The sequence below is a fragment of the Leptolyngbya sp. KIOST-1 genome, assembly GCF_000763385.1.
GTDB lineage: Bacteria > Cyanobacteriota > Cyanobacteriia > Phormidesmidales > Phormidesmidaceae > Nodosilinea.
In genome coordinates this window covers 2598085-2617486 of record NZ_JQFA01000002.1, presented here as the reverse complement: position 1 = coordinate 2617486, position 19402 = coordinate 2598085, and the positions used below count along the sequence as shown (strand labels likewise).

The window sequence follows — 19402 nt, the reverse complement described above, 5'->3', positions numbered from 1 at the left end:
ATCATCTTATAGTTTTGATTCTACGCGATGACCATCGCCTTAACCGACCGCCTCACCCGTCCGCCTCACCCCAAACACCCGTCCAAAGGTCCACAATCGGACCCAACTCAAACAAAGCTTGGTTATTTTTACCCTCGCCACGGTCGCCAGCCCGCTTTGACAATGGATTTGGCAGTGCCAATCCCAGCCCTGCCCCACACCATCAGGGTAATTCTCTATGCAGAAGCAGACGCCATTTTCGTCCACGTCAACCTGGTTGAGTCAAGGTAAACAGCAGCTATTGAGCCTATTTCTGGCCAGCCCCTGCCCGCTGTGTCAGCGTTCGACCCCGGCGGTGCTCTGCCCCAGCTGCGATCGCCAGGTGCGGCAGTGTCAGACGACAATTCCCTGCGATCGCCGCTGGAATGACCTGACAATCCTGAACTGGGGGCACTACGAAGGCAGCCTCCGCCAGGCGATCGGCAGCCTCAAGTACAGCGGTCAACGGGAGATCGCGCGGGTTTTGGGCGCTGCCCTGGGGCAGACCTGGCGCGACCACCAGCCTACCCCCCGGCCCCATTCCGTGGCCATTGTGCCTATTCCTCTCCATCCCGCCAAGCTGCAGCAGCGCGGCTTTAACCAGGCCGATCTGCTGGCCCAGGGGTTTTGCCGCACCACCCGGCTGCCCCTGTACAGCCACGGGCTGCGGCGCATTCGGGCAACCCAGGCCCAGCACAGCCTGAACCGCACCGCCCGCCACCAAAATTTAGCCCAGGCCTTTGCGGTCGATCCAGCCCAAATCGGTGCCCTACGAAATACTACGGTGTGGCTGCTCGACGATATTTTCACCACGGGAGCCACGGCCCAGGCCGCCGCTCAAACCCTGCGCAACAGTGGCATTGCGGTAGCCGGCATCTGCACGGTGGCTCGCGCGATCGCCGCTGAAACCCAGGGCGCTGTCCCCACCATCTCTCCATCCCAGGGCACAGGGACTACCCAGTAGCAGAGGCTACCTTAATAATTCTTTGCCACTGCCATAACCCGGGGCAAGTGCATTAGTATAAATCTAAAGAAATTATTAACAGCTGCTATGAACCCTCAGCTTCTACGACGCCTGTGGTCTTTGGTAGAACGGTCGCAGAGCAGTCATCTCCTGGCCCTAGATGACCATAGCCTGGTGCACTGGCTGTTAGACCAGTTCACGGGGCAGCAGTCCATTAACCAGGCCGAAGCCGATCAGCTGCACGGCTATATTCTCGCTAAAATCCCCCTTATCCGCGACCTGGCCCAGGAGCGCTAGGTACAGCCCAATACTTACTCTGCGGCATAGGCGGCCTAGATGTATCCCGTTGCTGCGGATCTCAGGTACTTGGTTTTTAGTGATCAGAAACGCTTAGCTAATCATGCCAGGCGGTTCCAGTCGTCTGCCCGGTTTTGGATGGCTATGACCCATGCAATGTAACAGTTCGCTGGGTTTTAGGGTGTAAAGGCACGTAACTCAGAGACTGTCATACCTCTAAAACGTTTGCCTCCTACGCCTCACTAAACCTCAGGTCAACGCCTAACGCAGCGTCAAAGCTAAGAAGTTAGGGTTCCCGTAAGTTGGGTAAAGCAGAGCGTAACCCAATGGCAGTCAGCCTTGCTGGGTTCTGCTAGCGCGCCACCCAACCTACAAACTTAGGTTTGACTAAACCTTAGGTCAACGCCTAGCGCCCTGACAGATCGATGGCCAGAACAAGGGAGCCCTTAATCCACAGACAGGTTAACGGCGAAGGTTTAAAACTACGGACGTTTCGCTATTGCCAGATATAGATATCGCGCTACCCCACTTTGAATCTCCTCCAGCTATATTGTTATCTCTGATGCAAAATGAAAACTCAAACCGTTGGAGTGTTAAGCAAGTGCAACACTCTTGGTTTCTAAAGAGTGTAGATTTTGCAGTGTTTTTTTTCTTGTGAGTGAGGATTGATTCATGCGTAAGTGGGGTTTATTAGCAGCCGCCCTGGGGCTAACGATAGCCGCCTGCGGTGGCGACACCACAACTACCGCTGGCGGTGGCGGGGGAGCGGCCCCTGCCGGAGGCAGCCGTTTGGATACTGTTACAAGCCGCGGTCAGCTGATCTGTGGCGTTGATGGTGGCATCCCTGGTTTTAGCTTTGTCGATGAGGCAGGCACCTATTCCGGACTGGATGTCGATGTCTGCCGGGCCGTAGCCGCCGCCGTTTTAGGCGATGCCGATGCGGTAGAGTATCGCCGTCTGGATTCTACCGAGCGCTTCACCGCCCTGGCCGGTGGCGAAGTTGACATGCTCTCTCGCAACACCACCTGGACCATTAGCCGCGATACCAGCCTGGGTCTGGAGTTCGCCCCTACCACCTTCTTTGATGGCCAGGGTATGTTGGTGCGCACCGACAGCGGCATCACCGAGCTGACCGACTTTGAAGGGCAGGCCGTGTGCGTAGAGACCGGTACCACCACCGAGCTCAACCTGACTGACCAAATGCGCCAGCTCAACGTCAACTTCGAGCCGGTGGTGTTTCAGGATGCCGATGCAGCCTACGCCGCCTACGACGAAGGCCGCTGTGAGGGCATGACCTCCGACAAGTCGCAGCTGATTGCCCGCCGCAGCACCCTCAGCAACCCCGATGACCATGTTCTGCTTGAAGTCACCATGTCCAAGGAGCCCCTCGGCCCGGTGACCGTCAACAACGACTCCGCCTGGTTCGACGTGGTTAAGTGGGTCACCTTCGGCCTGATGCAGGCTGAGGAGTTCGACATCACCTCGGACAACATCGCCACCTTCGAGGGCACCGAGAATCCTGATATTGCTCGTTTCCTGGGCCAGGAGGGGACGCTGGGCACCGATATGGGGCTGCCCAACGACTTTATGGTGCAGGTGATTACCCAGGTGGGCAACTACGGTGAAATTTTTGATCGCAACCTGGGGGCAGGTTCCCAATTTGCCCTGGAGCGCGGCCAAAATGCCCTCTGGACCGACGGTGGCCTGATGTACTCTCCCCCCTTCCGCTAAGCCACAGGCGACGAGTGACCTGGACCCTCTGGTCTTAGCTGGTCACGTCTGAGGGCTGTCATCCTGAGCCCCTGAGCATTCAATCGCCAACAGCCACGGATCTAACCCTGCGTTTGGGTTGGGCTTGGTGTGTTGGTGGCAAGAGGGGTTGGCCCGATATTGATGACATCCCTTGAGCTTGAAAGGCGCAGCTAGTCTGCGCCTTTTTTATAAACCCTTGTAACAAATTGAACTTTTCTTGACATCCCTCCTGGATTATTTTGCATACAGCTTTTGCCCGATTTAGCCGATTCAACCGCAGGTGACATAGATGGCCCACAACAGCGGCAGTACACCCTTCAACCTCAGGGTGATGCTGCGGGACGAGCGATTCTGGAAGATTGCCTTCCAGGTGATTACGCTGATCGTCGTGCTGCTCTTGCTGAGCTTTTTCCTAGGCAACTTGAACCGCAACCTGACTCAGCAGGGGCGGGTATTTGGGTTTGCGTTTTTGCGCAACCCAGCTGGTTTTAGCATTGGCGAAAGCCTGATTCAGTATCGCCCCAACGACCCCTACTGGCGGGCGCTGCTGGTGGGCCTCAGCAATACCCTCAGCCTGGTGGCGGCGGGCATTGCTCTAACTACGGTGTTGGGAACCGCGGCAGGGGTGGCCAGTTTTTCTAAAAACTGGCTGCTGTACAAACTCAGCCGCCTCTACGTCGGGCTGGTACGCAATGTGCCGCTGCTGCTCCAGCTGTTTTTTTGGTATTTCGCCATCTTTGGCATGCTGCCTCGCCCCGTCGACCAGCTGGGGGTGTCGGGGCTGATGATTTTGAACAACCGGGGGATTTTTATTCCCTGGGCGGGCAGTGCGGGGCTGGCGCTGCTGGGCATTGGGGCAACGATCGCGGCGGCGATCGCGGCCCTGTACCTGTGGCAGTGGCGCACCAGACTGCGGATTGAAACCGGCACTGGGGGGCGAAATCAGTTGATTGGCCTGATTGTGCTGGGCGTGGCGTGGATGGGGCTGATGGTCTTTGGCCTGGGCTGGACCTTCCCCGAGGCCCTGGAGGCCGGCGGTGTAACCGGTGGGCTGCGGCTGACGCGGGAGTACGCGGCGGCGCTGACGGCCCTGGTGTTCTACACCTCCGCCTTTGTGGCGGAAATTGTGCGGGCGGGGATTCAGTCGGTGTCTAAGGGGCAGTGGGAGGCAGCCCGGTCCCTGGGTCTGCATGCGGGGATTGTGATGCGGCTGGTGGTGTTTCCCCAGGCGCTGCGGGTGATCATTCCGCCGCTCAACAGCGAGTTTATGAACCTGACGAAAAACACCAGTCTGGCCTTTGCGATCGCCTTTCCGGAGATGTACTCCGTCGCCACCACCACCTATAACCAGACGGGCCGTCCGGTGGAAGTTTTCCTGGTGATTATGGCGACCTACCTGGTGCTCTGCCTGATCATCACCCTGGTTATGAACCAGCTCAACCGCACAGTCCAGTTCAAGGAGCGCTAAGCGATGACCACCGTAACCCCCGATTCGTTGTCCTCTGCGCCCCCAGAGGTCCTGGCCCTGGGGCCGGTTGCCTGGGCCAAAAAAAATCTGTTCAGCGACTGGTTCAATAGTCTGCTGACGGTGGTGCTGGTGCTGGTGCTGGGCGGCGGGATATTGAGCCTGATCCACTGGGCCCTGACTACGGCCCAGTGGCAGGTAATACCCAACAACTTCGACCTGTTGATGACCGGCACCTATCCCCCGGCCCTGTATCCGCGCATCTGGGCGCTGCTGGCGATGATCTGCGGTTTGGCGGGGCTGTCGTGGGGGGTGCTGGGGCGCAACCTGTCCACCCTGTTTAGCCGCAACATTCTGATTGGCTTTGCCGTTGTCTGCGCCTTTATTGTGATCTTCCCGCCCACCCGGCCCAGTACCCTGCAACTGCTGCCGATTGTGGCCCTGGTGGCGGTGAGCGCTGCGGCCGGTCGTCAGGTGGGGCGGCGGGTGCGCGGCATGGGTAATATTCTCTCGCTCCTGTGGTTCCTGTCCTACTTTGTGGCGATCTGGCTGATTGGCGGTGGCCTGGGGCTCACCCCGGTGCGCACCAACGAGTGGGGCGGGCTACTGCTGACGCTATTTACCGCTGTCAGCGGCATTGTTCTCTGCTTCCCCCTGGGGCTGCTGCTGGCCCTGGGGCGGCGCAGTGCCCTGCCGCTGGTGCGCTGGCTGTCGACCATTTACATTGAGCTGGTGCGGGGGGTGCCCCTGGTGGCGCTGCTGTTCATGGGGCAGGTGATGATTCCGCTATTTCTGCCAGTGGGGTCTCGGCCCGATCGCATTCTGCGGGCGATCATTGCCCTGGCTCTCTTCAGCGCCGCCTACCTGGCCGAAAACGTACGCGCCGGTCTTCAGGCGGTGCCCCGAGGCCAGCACGAGGCGGCTGCATCCCTGGGGCTCAATAAGCCCATGACCCTGGGCTTTATCATCCTGCCCCAGGCGCTCAAAATTGCCATCCCGGCGATCGTGGGGCAGTTTATCAGCCTGTTTCAGGACACTACCCTGCTGGCCGTTGTGGGCCTGGCGGAGCTGCTGGGCATTGGCCGCTCCATTTTGGCAAACCCGACCTACCTAGGGCGCTTTGCCGAGATGTACCTGTTTTTGGCGGTGATCTACTGGGTGTTCTGCTACGCCATGTCCCTGGGCAGTCGCCGTATCGAAGAAAAACTCAATACTGACCATTAACCATTGCCTAAAAGGAGGCTTGGGCGGTGGCTGAAGCCGGGGATGATTGGGGCGCGATCGCGACTAAATGTCTCTCCGTGTAACAGTTAACAGTCTGGCGTTCAGAAACCCCTTAGGGTTAAGGCAAAATAGCATTACTCGCCTGCGATTAACGTGTCTAATGCTTTGAATTCGTTGTTGTTTTTGCGTCGTTAGCGACCCGTCTCAGGGTCTCACCTAAGAGGAAAACGTTCATGACACAGTTTCAGACGGAGCAACCACCAGCCCATCAGATGGGTACTGAGCCAGTGATTGTCGCTCGCGATGTGGAAAAGTGGTACGACAACGGCTTTCACGTGCTCAAAGGCGTCAGTATGACGGTCTACAAGGGCGAAGTGCTGGTGGTCATGGGGCCGTCTGGATCGGGTAAGTCCACCTTTATTCGCACCTTCAATGCCCTCGAACCTTACCAAAAAGGCTCCATTGAGGTAGACGGCATTACCATTTCCCACGACCTCAAAAACATTGAGGCCATCCGCCGCGAGGTGGGCATGGTGTTTCAGCAGTTCAACCTGTTTCCCCACCTTACCGTGCTGCAAAACGTCACCCTGGCCCCGATCTGGGTGCGTCGCTGGCCCAAGGCCAAGGCCCAGGAGGTGGCGATGCAGCTGCTGGATCGGGTCGGCATTTTGGAGCAAGCCCACAAGTTTCCGGGGCAGCTGTCCGGTGGACAGCAGCAGCGGGTGGCGATCGCGCGCTCCCTGGCCATGCAGCCCAAGGTGATGCTGTTTGACGAGCCCACCTCCGCCCTCGACCCAGAGATGGTGCGGGAGGTGCTGGACGTCATGCGTGGGCTGGCCAAATCGGGGATGACGATGGTTTGCGTCACCCACGAAGTCGGCTTTGCCCGCGAGGTGGCCGACCGCGTGGTGCTGATGGACGGCGGCTACCTGGTGGAAGAAAACACCCCCCAGGAGTTTTTCAGCAATCCCCGGGAAGAGCGCACCAAAAAATTCCTGTCCCAGATTCTTTAGCTTTCCAATTGACTGGAGCGTTACCCTGAAGGGTGAGCAGGCTCAAACGGGCCATGCTACTTTTTCCCTGCCCCGGTGAGTAGAGCGCCAGTCTCGCTATGGATATCCTGGAACAGATTCGCCTCGACTACGAGCGCTTTCCTCAAGATCAGAGCTATCACCTGTACGCTGACGATGTGTACTTCAAAGACCCGCTCAACGAGTTTCGCGGTGTCGATCGCTATCGGCGCATGATCGGATTGATCAATCGCTGGTTCAAATCCGTGGAGCTAGACTTGCACAGCATTGAGTATGCCAACCCCGCTCAAATTAACACCCGCTGGACCCTCCGCTGGGTCGCCCCTGTCCCCTGGCAGCCGCGAATGAGCATTCCAGGGCACAGCGAACTAGCCCTGGGAGCCGACGGCAAAGTGATTTCTCACATCGACTACTGGCACTGCTCCCGCCTATCGGTGCTGGGGCAGCTCTTCTCACCGCAGGGTTGACGTTGGTTGAGAACAACGCTAGCAACCCCACTCTCCCCTGGGATGGCTACAATCATTGCCATAGAGAGAGATTGGGATATGCGAACGTTTCAGAAGTCACTGGCGAACCTATGCCTGCTGTTTGGCCTCTCAACTCTGCTGCTGGCGGCCGTATACGCCATTGGCTCCGGCGATGAGTTTGAGCCGGAGGACTCCGCCGAAGCTGGGGTTGCTCTGGTCATTTTTGGCCTGGTTCCCACAGCTTTAGGCGGTTGTCTAACCTGGAATCGCCGTCACCAGAGCCAGCAGTCAACCCAGACGCTGGCGCTCCAGCAGGAGCAGTTGTTTTTGCAGCTGCTCCAGAATCAGGCCGGCGACCTGACCATCATTCAGTTCGCGGCGGCAGCCCAGATTCCCATTGAGCAGGCCAAGGCGTTTCTGGACCAAAAAGCCCGAGTGCTTAACGCCTCCTTTGAGGTCAAAGACACCGGGGCGATCGTCTATCGTTTTCCCCTCTAAGACCCTACAGGTATTCGCGACCCAGGTAGGGCTGCAGGACTTCAGGCACCCGTACCGAGCCGTTGGCCTCCTGGTAGTTCTCCAGGATGGCGGCCATGGTACGGCCAATCGCCAGCCCCGAACCATTCAGGGTGTGGACATACTGGGTGCCTTTCTGCCCCGCTACTTTAAAGCGAATATTGGCGCGACGGGCCTGAAAATCGAGGCAGTTGGAGCAGCTAGAAATCTCGCGATAGCTCTCGGAGGAGGGCATCCACACCTCCAGGTCGTAGGTTTTGCAGCTGGAAAACCCCAGGTCCCCCGTACACAACTCCAGCACCCGGTAGGGCAGCCGGAGCTGTTGCAGAATGTCTTCGGCGTCGGTGACCAGGGCCTCTAGGGCCTCGAAGGACTGCTCTGGGTGGACAAATTTGTACATCTCCACCTTGTTGAATTGGTGGAGACGAATCAACCCCCTGGTGTCTTTGCCGTAGCTGCCCGCCTCACGCCGAAAGCAGGGGGTATGGGCGCAGTAGTGAATGGGCAGCTGCTCGGCGCTCAAAATTTCGTCGCGGTGCAGGTTGGTGAGGGGCACCTCGGCGGTGGGGGTGAGCCAAAGGTCATCGTTGCGGCACTGAAAGCTCTCTTCGGCGAACTTGGGCAGCTGGCCGGAGGCGGTGAGCGCCGCCGAGTTGACCAGGTAAGGGGGAATGACCTCGGCGTAGCCCGCTCGGGTATGGCGATCGAGCATAAACGAGATTAACGCCCGCTCTAGGGCTGCTCCAACGCCCATCAGAGCGACAAAGCGGCTCTGGGCAATTTTTTCGGCGGCACGCTTAAAGTCTAGAATACCGAGGGTTTCGCCAATTTCCCAGTGGGGTTTGGCGGGGGACTGGGGCAGGTACTCGTCGCCCCAGCGACGCACTTCTACGTTCTCAGTCTCGTCTTTGCCAGGGGGGGTGCTATCGCTGGGCAGGTTAGGCAATCCCAGCAAAATGGCCTCGATCTGAGCCTTGATCTCGCGCTCCTGGGGCTCCAGGGTTTGCAGCTCGGCTTTGACCTGGTTCCCCTCCTCCTTCAGGGCGGCGACCTCTGGCCCATCCGGGGCGGCACCGGCCTTGATGGTTTGGCCTACCTGCTTGCCGATCTCGTTGCTGCGGGCCTGGAGCTGCGATCGCACCGTTTCTAGCTGGCGCTGCTGCTGGTCTAGCTCTATCAGCGGGGCCAGGTCATACTCGCCCCGCTTGGCCAGAGCGGCCTGTATGCGCTCTGGATGTTCTCTGATTTGCTTTAGATCCAGCACAGCAGCCCTCTAAAATCTGATCCTTGGCGTGGGCAAAAGCCGTTGCCAAGAGAACAGAATATCAGGATTCCTAAAACACCTGCTCAATCTCAGCAATTTCGGGAATAAATTCGCGCAGGCGGCGCTCGATACCCATGCGCAGCGTCATCGCTGAACTCGGGCAAGAGCCACAGGCCCCCTGCAGCCTCAGCTTAACGACGGGGCCATCAATTTCGACCAGTTCTACGTTGCCACCGTCGGCGAGCAGGTAGGGGCGCAATTCGTCGAGCACCTGCTCGACATTATCGGAGGTCAGGGCCAGGGTTTCCATGGATTATCTCGTCTCTAGGTAGTGGTCTATCTCTATTTTAAGGACTTTGCTGCCCATAGCCCCAGTGATTGGCTTAATGAGCAGCATAGACAACGTGCAAAGGGAGGGGGCTCAGACTTAAGCTCCCTCCCTCGGCATTGATTAAGTTGTGATAGCGATCAAGAACCGATGGACTACATCAGGCCGATCTGAGACAGGATGCCCTGACCAGTTAGGAACTCAGTAGCCACACCGATCACGAAGCCCAGCATAGCCAGACGACCATTCCAGGTTTCTGCGAAGTTAACAAAGCCGAACTTGGTTTCGTTGGTTTCCATGGTGGATATCTCCTAAATGATAGAGGTGCGAAAATCAATATCCTGTTACTTAATGTAACACTATTTTTGGAGGGCGGGGTCTGGAGATGATGACTTTATCGAATGAATACGATTGAAAGATTCACAGGACGGCGGGTCCAGGCCAGGGTTGGGCAAAATCTAGAGGTTGGTCAGCCAGGTAACGATGCCGTGGCCAGTAATGGCTTCAAATAGGACGGCGGACACAAAGCCAATCATGGCCAGGCGACCGTTGAGTTTCTCGGCGTACTCGTTGAAGCCAAACTGCTGGCTGCTGTCGACGTAAACCTTAGGCTCAACAGCGAAGTTGTTAAGACGACCGCCCTCTTCGGTGGTGTAGCCATTAGTAGTCATAGGTACTGTTCTCCTTTGGTATTTCCGTAGAGAAATTGTAACGCAATGTAAACAAATGTTGCAATACGATTTACATTCCCGCTGGCGTCATCTCCGCTGTACATTGGCTATCGGTGCCCTGGTCCCTGCATGAGGGATGCGCTAAATGGCGAAAGGTTGGGCCCGTTCCCCCTGGTGGCCATGGTTGATGACGTTAATTGACTTGCAGAACAGCACGGTATTGGTCACGGGGGGCTCCCGTGGTATTGGCGAGGCGATCGCGCGCACGCTGCACGGGGCAGGGGCCTCGCTCCTGCTCCACTACAGCCAGGGCCAGGCCGAGGCCAACCAGATCGCCGCCGATCTGGGCCATGAACGCCTTAGCCTGGTACAGGCCGATCTGGCTGTGCCTGGGGCTGCGGTAGATCTATGGCGGCGGGGACTGGACTGGCGCGGGCAGATTGACGCCGTGGTGAACAATGCCGCCACCATGCCCGCCGCCCCCATCGTCGCCGACTGGGATCGGTGGTCAATGGCCTGGCAGGAAACCCTACAGGTCAATCTGGTGGCCATGGCCGACCTGTGCCGGGAGGCCGTGCGCCACTTCCAAACCCAGGGCGGCGGCACCCTGGTGAACCTGGCCAGTCGGGCTGCGTTTCGGGGCGATGGGCCAGAGTATATGGCCTACGCGGCCTCGAAGGGCGGGGTGATTGGCCTTACGCGCAGCCTGGCCAAGGGGTTTGCCCGCGATGGGGTGCGGGCCTACGCGATCGCGCCCGGCTTTGTGCGCACCGATCGCATTGAGCAGGTGATGGCCGAGCGGGGGGCTGAGTACGTGACCCGGGACATTCCCATGGGAGCTCCGGCGGAGCCGCAGGATGTTGCCAATCTGGTGGCGTTTTTGGTGGCGGGGCTAGCGCCCCACGCCACGGGGGCGACGTTTGATATCAATGGAGCCTCTTACTTTCATTAGAGGGGGAAAATTGTGGATCCCTCGCCCCTGGGGGAGGGGTTGGGGTGAGGCAACGGGCGGACACGGCTTACCAGGTTTTCCTTGCTAGTACTCTGCGGCGTGTGTTGGCCAACCATTCGTGACACCTGGCACCCGGCACCCAACACCTACAGCAAGAGTTGTTATATTTCTGCCCGCCAATCCTAGGTCTAGACTAGTGGCGCACAACTGGGGGCTAAAGCCAGATCTGCTGCCGGGGCCATTTCGTTGGCCCCAGACCCCCGTCGACCAGGGGCGTCGCCCCTGCTGAGGCGCTAACGCGAACATTGGCCGCCCTGGACCCGATGGAAAGAACTAGCCGATCATCGGTTTAAACTTCTGTTTTGCCGATTGCTCTGCGGGCGACCCTGACCTTCCTCATCCACCCACACACCCATCCACCCACACACCCATCCACCCATCCACCCATCCACTCCCCCACCCCCCTACTCCCACCGCACCACCGCAGGCTCGGTCTGCACCAGCAGTTTGCCCCGCGAAAAAACGTGGGTCACGGTGGCGCGGCGGCGGATCGCCTCGTAGGGGCTGTCGGTATCGAGCACAATCAGGTTGGCGGGTTTGCCCACTTCGAGGCCGTAGGCGTCTTCTAGGGCAAGGGTTTTAGCCCCGTTGGCGGTGATCATGTCGTAGCAGGCGGCGATTTCCTCCTGGCCGGTCATCTGACAGACGTGGACGGCCATAGCGGCGACATCGAGCATGTTGCCGGTGCCCAGGTTGTACCAGGGGTCCTGAATGCAGTCGTGGCCGAGGCTGACGTTGAGGCCCTGCTGCCAGAGTTCTTTGACTCGGGTGACGCCGCGTCGCTTGGGGTAGGTGTCGGTGCGGCCCTGGAGGGTGATGTTGATCAGCGGGTTGGCGATGAAGTTGATCTGCGATCGCGCCAGCAGGCTCATTAGCTTGAAGGCGTAGGCGTTGTTGTAGCTGGCAAAGGCGGTGGTGTGGCTGGCGGTCACCCGCGATCCCAGGCCCGATCGCACCGCGCAGGCGGCCACTACCTCCAGATAGCGGGACTGGTCGTCGTCAATTTCGTCGCAGTGAATGTCGATCAGGCGATCGTAGTGCTGGGCCAGCTCAAAGATGCGGTGCACCGACTGCACGCCGTCTTCGCGGGTCATTTCGTAGTGGGGAATGCCGCCCACGGCATCGGCCCCCAGCTTCAGCGCCTCGTTCATCAGCTCCAGATTGCCGGGGCTGCCGTAGAGGCCATCCTGGGGAAAGGCGACGACCTGGACTGTGATCCAGTCTTTGACCGCGTCGCGCACCTCTAGCAGGGCCGTGAGCGCCACCAGATTTGTCTCGCTGACGTCGGCATGGCTGCGTACATACAGGGTCCCCTGTTCGGCCTGAAGTTTGAGCGTGGCGATCGCCCGTTCCTTCACGTCTGTCAGGCTGAGGGACTGCTTGCGATCGCGCCAGATTTCAATGCCTTCAAACAGCGTGCCGCTCTGGTTCCAGCGGGGCTGCCCAGCCGTGAGAGCCGAGTCCAGATGGACGTGGGACTCGACGAAGGGAGGGCTAACGAGCTTTCCCCCCACCACAATGTCCTGAGCTGCCTCTGCCCCCAGGTGGGGCTCCATAGCCGTAATCAGCCCATTGTCCAATCCGATGTCGATCACCTCTCCGTTGAGGAGCCGACAACTGCGCAGAATAGTATCCATACCCCCAGGCCTGCCCCAAAGCGCACCGTACTCTGGCTTCGACTATAGCAACTTGATGAACTGGGGATCGGCTCTGTAAAAGTGGGAGACCCAAAAAGTGGGAAACCCAAAATACAAGTGTCCCCGGCCTACCAGGCAGGTGGGCCGGGGAGAATGCACCAGAGAGAAGGAGATCGAAGCATTTGAGCCGGGTCAACCGGGTGGCGTGGACTTCGCAATTCTCCCCTATCCCTGGCGCAGCCCCTAGCGGGCTGAGGCGGCAAACAGCCCTGGAGCATAGGCCTCGATCACTTTGCCCGTCTGAGCACAGGTAATCATGAGATAATCACAGGCCGCACATTGGGTACGCACCAACTGGTCGGGGTCAATGTGGTGCCTTTCGGCCAAATGCCCACAGTTTGGACAGTGAACTTGTTGAGAATGACCAATCATTTTGTGACTCCGGCAGCTTTTTAATGAATAAACCAGAAATGTTATCGGTGGACTGTTCTGGGCAAAAAGAATCTCGCAATGGCTTATATCACTGCGAGAACCGATGATAAAGTTGCAGATAAAATTACTGCGTTCCCTCTTGGTTTATTATTACGCTGATTTATAGAAGGTGCAACGTTATTTTATAAATGCTTAACCTTGGGATCATGTCAGGACGGGTGATCCCCGCCGTTGGATAGAGCAATCTCTGGGACATTGCTGGGAGGGTTTGCTTCCCCAGGTAGAGCAATAATGGCGTTGGTTTTGGTGATTAAATGTCCATGGTTGGATCCTGGGCAATTGGTTTAAACGTCGGCCAGTTTTGCTAAAGGTCAGCGGTTCTTTTGTGGAAAAGGGGACCTAGGTAAACAGTTCTAGGATGTTCTTAGGTGGGGTAGGTGTCAGTAACTGAGTGAAAAGACGGCCTAAAAGCTAGGCTTTAGATTAATAGACAAGTTGGCTACAGGGCCCAGATCGCAGCTCTGGTAACGTTAATCGACGCAGTTTTTGGGTTCCCATGCGCTATAAAATCCACCACATGACTCAGTATCGTTACGCTCAGCCGGTTGTGCTGCGCCACCACGTTCTGCGTCTCCGCCCCCGCAGCGACGGGGCTCAGCAGCTCCTGAGCTTTGGTCTCGAGGTAAGCCCTAGCCCCAGTCAGCAAACGGCGATCGCCGATCTGGAGGGCAACAGCACTCTGGGTCTCTGGTTTGCCCCCACTCCGACCGACCAGTTTACCCTGGTGACCACCGCCGAAGTTGAAACCTACCGCTCAAACCCCTTTGACTATCTGGCCGAACCCTGGGCTGCCACCCTGCCCGTAGACTATCCCACCACCGCCCGCACGGCCCTGCTGCCCTACCTCAGCTCAACCCACGACCCCATCGCCCCAGGGGTAATTGACCTGGCCCAGGACCTGGCCCACGACGTCGATGGCAATGTGGGGCTATTTCTCACCGCCCTGGTATCCCGCATCTACGAGGACTGCGACTACACCACCCGGTCCACCGGGCACCCCTGGCCGGGGGGGATAACCTGGGCTAAAAAACTGGGCAGCTGCCGCGACTTTGCGGTGCTGTTTATGCAGGCCTGCCGGGCGGTGGGCCTGGCGGCCCGCTTTGTCAGCGGCTACGAAGAGGGCGATCCCAACGTCGCCGAACGCGATCTGCACGCCTGGGCCGAGGTCTATGTCCCCGGCGGCGGCTGGCGTGGCTTTGATCCCACCCATGGGCTGGCAGTCAGCGATCGTCACATTGCCCTGGTGGCCAGCCCGTTCCCAACCCAGACCCTGCCGGTTCATGGCAGCACCCAGGAGGGCAGTCGGGTGAGTTCTGTGCTGGAGACAGAGATTCGCGTTGAGGTGCTGGGACCTTAGGGCCTATTATTCTCCCCTTGCCGACGCCTCAGCGCCCCACGGTCTGGCGAGCCCGCTGCCGCAGTTCTCGGGCAGGGCCATGGTCAGGGTTGATCTGGAGCGCCTTTTCGAGGTCAATGATGGCCTGGTCGAAGCGTCTCAAGGTCCAGTTGGCCTCCCCGCGTATGGTCCAGGCCTCCGCCGACTCCCGATCGCGAGCGATCGCCTGATCAACGGCGGCCAGCGCCTCCGCCGACCGGCCCAGCTTTTGCAGCACCCGCCCCCGATCCAGCCAGGCCTCAAACATGGCGGGCATGAGGTTATTCGCGCTTTCATACAGGGCCAGGGCGGCCAGCAGTCTGCCCTGCTGTTCCTCTGCATTCCCCTTGCTGCGCACCGCTTCGGGGTAGTAGGTGCTGTAGGCCAGGGCATCGTCACAGGCGGCAATTGCTTCAATGGGGCGCTTCAGGGCAATTAGCGTTTTGCACCGCCCCAGGTAGGCGGGGGCGAAGTCCGACTGGCTCTCCACGGCCTCATCGTAGATGGCCAGGGCATCGGGGTAGCGGCCCTGGCGCAGCAGGCGATCGCCCTGGCGCGTCAGCAGGGCAGCTTTTTCTTCGGGCGGCAGCATCCGCCCCAGATCGATGTCCAGGGAAGGTAGCACCATCGACTGAAAGGGCTTGGTTATCCCTGCACCGTTGATCTCCAGGGCAATGGTCAACCCACTGCGCCAGAGCACCAGGCCGAGACTGAGGACCCCCAGCAAACCCACCGCAACCAGCGATGGGCGGCGACCGTAGGGCTGAAAGGCGACCGCTTTGGCCCCGCCGGCAGCGAGGGGGAGCGGTGCCTTGCCGTGGGCCGTGGGGTAGGCCAAATCGACCGGAAACAGAGAGGTGGAATCCTGGTCATCGGCGAAGGCCGTTGGTTCTGAGGTTTCGCTGGGCCCGTTGCCTGGGTCGTTATCATCGCCGGGGAAGGTGGGGCCACGTCCGTTGGAGCCCTTCATCCAGGTTTGATAAATTTGGGTGCCCACCAGACCGTGTAGGGGGTTGGGCAAGTTTTGCAAAGCCTCCAGGGCCTCCTGGGCGGTGGGGTAGCGATCGCGAAAGTCGTAGCGAACCATCCTGTCGAGCACCGCCGCCAACTCTGACGACACCGTGGGCGCATGCTGCCGCCAGTCCAGCTCACTGGTCAAAGGGTCTTCCTCAATCTTTTGGGGGTGCAGGCCGGTTAGCGCCCGAATCCCCAAAATCCCTACGGCATACACATCGCTGCTAAACCGGGGCTTGCCAGCGTACTGCTCATTGGGCATATAGCCATGGGTGCCAATTGCCACCGTGATATTGGTGGCACCAGTTTCGGCGTCGAGCAGCGGCGACGACGTCACCTGCTTAACCGCCCCAAAATCGATCAGCACTAGCTTCCCATCGCGGTGGCGGCGAATCAGGTTGGAGGGCTTGATGTCGCGGTGGATAACCTGCTGACGGTGAACAAATGCCAGAATCTCGAGCACCTCCTGCAGTAGCAGCACCACCCGCGTTTCTGACCAGGGCTTGCCCTCTTCAACCTGGCGGTTGAGGCGGCTGCCTTCGATGTACTCCTGGGCCAGGTAAAACTCTTGATCTTCCTCAAAGTGGGCCAGCAGCGCAGGAATTTGGGGATGGTTGCCCAGCTGATACAGCACCCGCGCCTCGGTGTCGAATAGGCGACGGGCCATATCGAGGGTGCCGGTGTCCTTATCCTGCACCTTGAGCTGCTTGATCACGCAGCGAGGATGGTTGGGCAGGTGTAAATCAGTCACCAAGAAAGTGCGGCTGAACCCCCCTGACCCCAGCCGCCGGATAACCTGGTACCGACCTCCTAGCAATGTTTGCTCCATGCTGCCCAAAATGTCTTCGTCAGCCTGGCTGTATTGATTACAGATGCCTCGTTTGCCGTCGCCTTGTAGACGCTATCTTCCCAGAGGTCTAGCCCTGGGATCTGGCCGACACGCTACCCTCTCAGGCGCGATTTCAAAGGCCAGGGCTGTCTACAGCTACACACCTTACCCCTGATATACCAAGTCCAGATCGGGCTCTGTAGTGTTCCCACCGGCAAAACTCCACCTCTGGACCGGGATTTTTTATACCAGCTTCAGTTTAGGCGCTCAGGGGCCACTCCTGAACCGCAGTAACGAATCAGAACCGGCGGCTTAGATATCCTCTACAGCACTTTATCCTAAGTTTCCAGATCCCAATGGTTTAAAGCGCCAGGAACGGTTGGCTGACCCTTTCTGCCCGGACCTGCCGTGGTTAGGACCACCCAAAAGCCTGGTTGAGCTAACATTTTTGGGAATATTTCGGGGCATACTCTGGGCAAGCTAGACCCACAACCTGCGATCGCCCTCCTGTGGCTTATGGTACTGGTTCCCCATTGATCAGTGGTATGACTAGTGCCATCCCTATCGTTTATTTCGAGTCCTATGTCAACGCCCCCCAGCCCAGATGCCGAAATTTACTTGGCCGTGCTGAACCACCTGGCCGAGGCCATTGTCGTGGTAGACGAGGCCGGGAGATGGCTCTTTGGCAACGCTGCCGCTGAGGCACTGCTGCCCGGAGGGTTGGCAGGCCTGGGGGGCAGTGGCGATACGCCCTGCGATTACCAGCTACTCGACAGCCACCACCATCCGTTAGGGACGGAGCAGCTGCCAATTTCCCGCTGTCTGCGAGGTCAGCACTTCCAAGACGAGGCGTTTTTGCTGATGTGCCAATCCCCACCCCACAGCGAGTGGGTGGCGATCGCGGCTCAGCCCTTAGCCAGCTCAGGGCAGGCGGCGGCCCTGATCACCCTGCGCAATATTTCTGCCGCCAAACAGCAGGAAACCAATCTACTCCGGCAGGCCTTCCACGATACCCTGACCGGCCTGCCCAATCGGGATTTGTTTATGGATCGGCTGGGCCATGCCCTAGCCCGCGCCCACGACCACCCCCAGAGTTTGATGGCGCTGCTGTTTATCGACCTCGATCGCTTCAAGGTCATCAACGACAACCTGGGCCACTCGGTAGGCGATGAGCTACTGGTGGAAGTGGCAACCCGGCTGCGATCGCAGCTGCGTGACGATGCCACTGTCGCGCGTCTGGGAGGCGACGAATTTGCCGTTTTAATTGAGGACATTGCCACCACCTCCACCGCCATCGATCTGGCCGAAACCATTCAGGCAGCCATTGCTCAACCCCTTTTTCTGCAGCAGCAAGAGGTGTACGTCGATGCCAGTATTGGCATTGCCCTTGGCCCTGGCCGTTACCAGAGCGCGGGCGACTGGCTGCGCGATGCCGACGCCGCTATGTACCAGATTAAAGACAACCCTGACCAAACCTGGCACGTATTTGATAGCTCGCTGAAGGTGCAGCAAGACCTTCGCCTGCAAACCGAAATAGACCTGCGTCAGGCGCTGGTGGCCAACGAACTGCGGCTGCACTATCAGCCCATCGTCACCCTCAATACCGAAGAAATCTGTGGGTTTGAGGCCCTGGTGCGCTGGCAACACCCCACCCGAGGGCTGCTGATGCCGGGGGATTTCATTCATATTGCCGAGGCCACGGGGCTGATCATTCCTCTGGGCTGGTGGGTACTGGCCGAGGCCTGTCGCCAGATGCAGCTCTGGACGCTGGAGTTTCCGGCTATGGCCGACTTTACGGTCAGCGTCAACATGTCGAGTAAGCAGTTCTCCCAGCAAAATCTGGTCGGCAAAATCGAGCAGATTCTGGCAGATACCGGCTTTGCGGCCAACCGGCTCAAAGTTGAGATCACCGAAGGTGTGCTGATCGACCACTCAGACAGCATTATTGCCACCCTGGAGCAGATTAAGGCGTTGGGAATCAAGCTGCTGGTGGATGATTTCGGCACCGGCTATTCGTCGCTCAGCTATCTGCATCGCTTCCCCTTCGACTGCCTTAAAATCGATCGCTCGTTTATTGAGAATGCCGACCAGGACTTCGAAAAACTGGAGATTTTGCAGTCCGTTGTGCGACTGGCCTGGAACCTGGGCCTCGACGTGGTCGCCGAAGGGGTTGAAACCCCCCGCCACCATGCCCAGCTCAAAGCCCTGCGATGCGAGCTGGGTCAGGGCTACTTATTTTCACGGCCGCTAGCACCGGAGGCGGTTGAGGCTATGATGGCGACAAAAGTTGCCATCCCCCCGCCATGCTGATTCGTAAACTGCTCGACTGCCCTGAATTTACCGCCGGGGATGGCACCCGGTTGCGGGAGCTGCTGCATCCCGACAAGCAGGATCTGGCCCTGCGCTACAGCCTGGCCCATGCCGTGGTCCCCGTCGGTCAGGTGTCCACTCCCCACGCCCTGGCCACCTCAGAGGTGTACTACATCCTCAGCGGCCAGGGTGAAATGCATATCGATGACGACCTCAGCCCGGTCGAACCGGGGGATGCCGTTTACATTCCGCCCCAGGCGCGCCAGTTTATTCGCAACACGGGCGACAGTCCGCTGGTCTTTATTTGCCTGGTTGACCCGGCCTGGCGACCGGAAGACGAAACTGTGTTTGGTCCGATGGAGTAGCTAACGCCCGGGCCACCACCCCAGTCCACCGCGAAGCAATTGCCAGCATGCCTTAACTCGCTGCCAGAGGCTGCGGCGACGGGGGCGCAGGCCACAGCGCTTGAGCTGCCGCAGCAGCTGATCGACCACGGCATCTCCCTGGGCGAGTTGGGCGGCTACGCAGTGGGGTTTATTGAGGCAAGAGGTGCACAACATGGACGTTGAGCCTTGGTTAGGCGCGAAGAAGATCAGGGGCAGTTAAAGGATCAGACCATGGTCTGGCCCCCTATCATTCTGCTTCGCCAAACTGAAAGCTGCTTGCAACGAACACATTCTTAAGGTGAAGCATGGTCAGTGTGAAGCATGGTCGCACCCTGAACTCTACCGCTGGC

General features: G+C 58.9%; 19 protein-coding genes. 12 read left to right on the top strand and 7 right to left on the bottom strand.

All coding sequences use genetic code 11. The annotated features are described in order from the left end of the window. The first annotated feature begins 256 nt into the window (after window positions 1-256). The 8 genes from NF78_RS11670 (at window position 257) to NF78_RS11635 (ending at window position 7716) form a co-directional block, all read left to right on the top strand. Window positions 257-982, top strand: a complete 726-nt coding sequence (locus tag NF78_RS11670) for a ComF family protein (RefSeq protein ID WP_197064815.1) — start codon at window positions 257-259, stop codon at window positions 980-982. An 87-nt stretch (window positions 983-1069) separates the two neighbouring features. Then, window positions 1070-1279: a hypothetical protein gene (locus NF78_RS11665; RefSeq protein ID WP_035986518.1), complete on the top strand. Its 210-nt coding sequence runs from the start codon at window positions 1070-1072 to the stop codon at window positions 1277-1279. Window positions 1280-1951: 672 nt separating this feature from the next. Next, window positions 1952-3010 (top strand): amino acid ABC transporter substrate-binding protein, encoded by a 1059-nt coding sequence (locus tag NF78_RS11660; protein ID WP_035986516.1) that lies wholly within the window; start codon window positions 1952-1954, stop codon window positions 3008-3010. 310 nt (window positions 3011-3320) lie between these two features. Next, window positions 3321-4499 (top strand): amino acid ABC transporter permease, encoded by a 1179-nt coding sequence (locus tag NF78_RS11655; RefSeq protein WP_035986513.1) that lies wholly within the window; start codon window positions 3321-3323, stop codon window positions 4497-4499. Between the two features lie 3 nt (window positions 4500-4502). Beyond that, entirely contained in the window at window positions 4503-5720 is a 1218-nt protein-coding gene (locus tag NF78_RS11650) for an amino acid ABC transporter permease (RefSeq protein WP_035986511.1), read from the top strand. Between the two features lie 287 nt (window positions 5721-6007). After that, window positions 6008-6733 (top strand): amino acid ABC transporter ATP-binding protein, encoded by a 726-nt coding sequence (locus tag NF78_RS11645; RefSeq protein WP_412768530.1) that lies wholly within the window; start codon window positions 6008-6010, stop codon window positions 6731-6733. Between the two features lie 98 nt (window positions 6734-6831). Further along, window positions 6832-7218: a DUF2358 domain-containing protein gene (locus NF78_RS11640; RefSeq protein ID WP_035986507.1), complete on the top strand. Its 387-nt coding sequence runs from the start codon at window positions 6832-6834 to the stop codon at window positions 7216-7218. Between the two features lie 78 nt (window positions 7219-7296). Beyond that, window positions 7297-7716 (top strand): hypothetical protein, encoded by a 420-nt coding sequence (locus tag NF78_RS11635; protein WP_035986505.1) that lies wholly within the window; start codon window positions 7297-7299, stop codon window positions 7714-7716. Between the two features lie 4 nt (window positions 7717-7720). Here NF78_RS11635 and serS read toward each other — a convergent pair whose 3' ends face one another. The 4 genes from serS to NF78_RS11615 form a co-directional block, all read right to left on the bottom strand. Next, window positions 7721-8998 (bottom strand): serine--tRNA ligase, encoded by a 1278-nt coding sequence (serS, locus tag NF78_RS11630; protein WP_035986503.1) that lies wholly within the window; start codon window positions 8996-8998, stop codon window positions 7721-7723. Window positions 8999-9068: 70 nt separating this feature from the next. Then, window positions 9069-9308 carry a NifU family protein gene (locus NF78_RS11625; protein ID WP_035986501.1) on the bottom strand — a complete coding sequence of 80 codons (240 nt, stop codon included), beginning with the start codon at window positions 9306-9308 and terminating at the stop codon, window positions 9069-9071. A 173-nt stretch (window positions 9309-9481) separates the two neighbouring features. Next, window positions 9482-9625 (bottom strand): chlorophyll a/b-binding protein, encoded by a 144-nt coding sequence (locus NF78_RS11620; RefSeq protein ID WP_035986499.1) that lies wholly within the window; start codon window positions 9623-9625, stop codon window positions 9482-9484. Between the two features lie 159 nt (window positions 9626-9784). Continuing rightward, on the bottom strand, window positions 9785-9997 hold the full coding sequence (locus tag NF78_RS11615; RefSeq protein ID WP_035986496.1) for a chlorophyll a/b-binding protein: 213 nt from the start codon (window positions 9995-9997) through the stop codon (window positions 9785-9787). Between the two features lie 187 nt (window positions 9998-10184). On the opposite strand from NF78_RS11615, the gene NF78_RS11610 reads away from it, so the two are divergent. Next, window positions 10185-10949 (top strand): SDR family NAD(P)-dependent oxidoreductase, encoded by a 765-nt coding sequence (locus tag NF78_RS11610; protein WP_035986495.1) that lies wholly within the window; start codon window positions 10185-10187, stop codon window positions 10947-10949. Between the two features lie 464 nt (window positions 10950-11413). On the opposite strand, the gene codA is transcribed toward NF78_RS11610, so the two are convergent. Then, entirely contained in the window at window positions 11414-12646 is a 1233-nt protein-coding gene (gene codA / locus NF78_RS11605; protein WP_035986493.1) for a cytosine deaminase, read from the bottom strand. Between the two features lie 988 nt (window positions 12647-13634). Here codA and NF78_RS11600 point away from each other — a divergent pair. Then, complete coding sequence (locus NF78_RS11600; RefSeq protein ID WP_035986491.1) at window positions 13635-14495, top strand: transglutaminase family protein; 861 nt, start codon at window positions 13635-13637, stop codon at window positions 14493-14495. A 28-nt stretch (window positions 14496-14523) separates the two neighbouring features. On the opposite strand, the gene NF78_RS11595 is transcribed toward NF78_RS11600, so the two are convergent. After that, complete coding sequence (locus tag NF78_RS11595; RefSeq protein WP_035986489.1) at window positions 14524-16356, bottom strand: protein kinase domain-containing protein; 1833 nt, start codon at window positions 16354-16356, stop codon at window positions 14524-14526. A 582-nt stretch (window positions 16357-16938) separates the two neighbouring features. Here NF78_RS11595 and NF78_RS11590 point away from each other — a divergent pair. Next, window positions 16939-18666: a putative bifunctional diguanylate cyclase/phosphodiesterase gene (locus NF78_RS11590; RefSeq protein ID WP_052050206.1), complete on the top strand. Its 1728-nt coding sequence runs from the start codon at window positions 16939-16941 to the stop codon at window positions 18664-18666. After that, on the top strand, window positions 18660-19031 hold the full coding sequence (locus tag NF78_RS11585) for a cupin domain-containing protein (RefSeq protein ID WP_035986487.1): 372 nt from the start codon (window positions 18660-18662) through the stop codon (window positions 19029-19031). The genes NF78_RS11590 and NF78_RS11585 overlap by 7 nt, the downstream gene beginning before the upstream one ends. On the opposite strand, the gene NF78_RS31105 is transcribed toward NF78_RS11585, so the two are convergent. Continuing rightward, a complete protein-coding gene (locus NF78_RS31105) occupies window positions 19032-19226 on the bottom strand; it encodes a hypothetical protein (protein WP_156119738.1) in 195 nt (64 codons plus the stop codon). Window positions 19227-19402 lie beyond the last annotated feature (176 nt).

Bases quoted from the DNA above. Each gene is read 5' to 3' on its own strand.
- NF78_RS11665 (WP_035986518.1), top strand. From the start codon at position 1,070: ATGAACCCTCAGCTTCTACGACGCCTGTGGTCTTTGGTAGAACGGTCG.
- NF78_RS11660 (WP_035986516.1), top strand. From the start codon at position 1,952: ATGCGTAAGTGGGGTTTATTAGCAGCCGCCCTGGGGCTAACGATAGCC.
- NF78_RS11655 (WP_035986513.1), top strand. From the start codon at position 3,321: ATGGCCCACAACAGCGGCAGTACACCCTTCAACCTCAGGGTGATGCTG.
- NF78_RS11650 (WP_035986511.1), top strand. From the start codon at position 4,503: ATGACCACCGTAACCCCCGATTCGTTGTCCTCTGCGCCCCCAGAGGTC.
- NF78_RS11640 (WP_035986507.1), top strand. From the start codon at position 6,832: ATGGATATCCTGGAACAGATTCGCCTCGACTACGAGCGCTTTCCTCAA.
- NF78_RS11635 (WP_035986505.1), top strand. From the start codon at position 7,297: ATGCGAACGTTTCAGAAGTCACTGGCGAACCTATGCCTGCTGTTTGGC.
- NF78_RS11625 (WP_035986501.1), bottom strand. From the start codon at position 9,308: ATGGAAACCCTGGCCCTGACCTCCGATAATGTCGAGCAGGTGCTCGAC.
- NF78_RS11620 (WP_035986499.1), bottom strand. From the start codon at position 9,625: ATGGAAACCAACGAAACCAAGTTCGGCTTTGTTAACTTCGCAGAAACC.
- NF78_RS11615 (WP_035986496.1), bottom strand. From the start codon at position 9,997: ATGACTACTAATGGCTACACCACCGAAGAGGGCGGTCGTCTTAACAAC.
- NF78_RS11610 (WP_035986495.1), top strand. From the start codon at position 10,185: ATGACGTTAATTGACTTGCAGAACAGCACGGTATTGGTCACGGGGGGC.
- codA (WP_035986493.1), bottom strand. From the start codon at position 12,646: ATGGATACTATTCTGCGCAGTTGTCGGCTCCTCAACGGAGAGGTGATC.
- NF78_RS11600 (WP_035986491.1), top strand. From the start codon at position 13,635: ATGCGCTATAAAATCCACCACATGACTCAGTATCGTTACGCTCAGCCG.
- NF78_RS11595 (WP_035986489.1), bottom strand. From the start codon at position 16,356: ATGGAGCAAACATTGCTAGGAGGTCGGTACCAGGTTATCCGGCGGCTG.
- NF78_RS11590 (WP_052050206.1), top strand. From the start codon at position 16,939: ATGTCAACGCCCCCCAGCCCAGATGCCGAAATTTACTTGGCCGTGCTG.
- NF78_RS11585 (WP_035986487.1), top strand. From the start codon at position 18,660: ATGCTGATTCGTAAACTGCTCGACTGCCCTGAATTTACCGCCGGGGAT.
- NF78_RS31105 (WP_156119738.1), bottom strand. From the start codon at position 19,226: ATGTTGTGCACCTCTTGCCTCAATAAACCCCACTGCGTAGCCGCCCAA.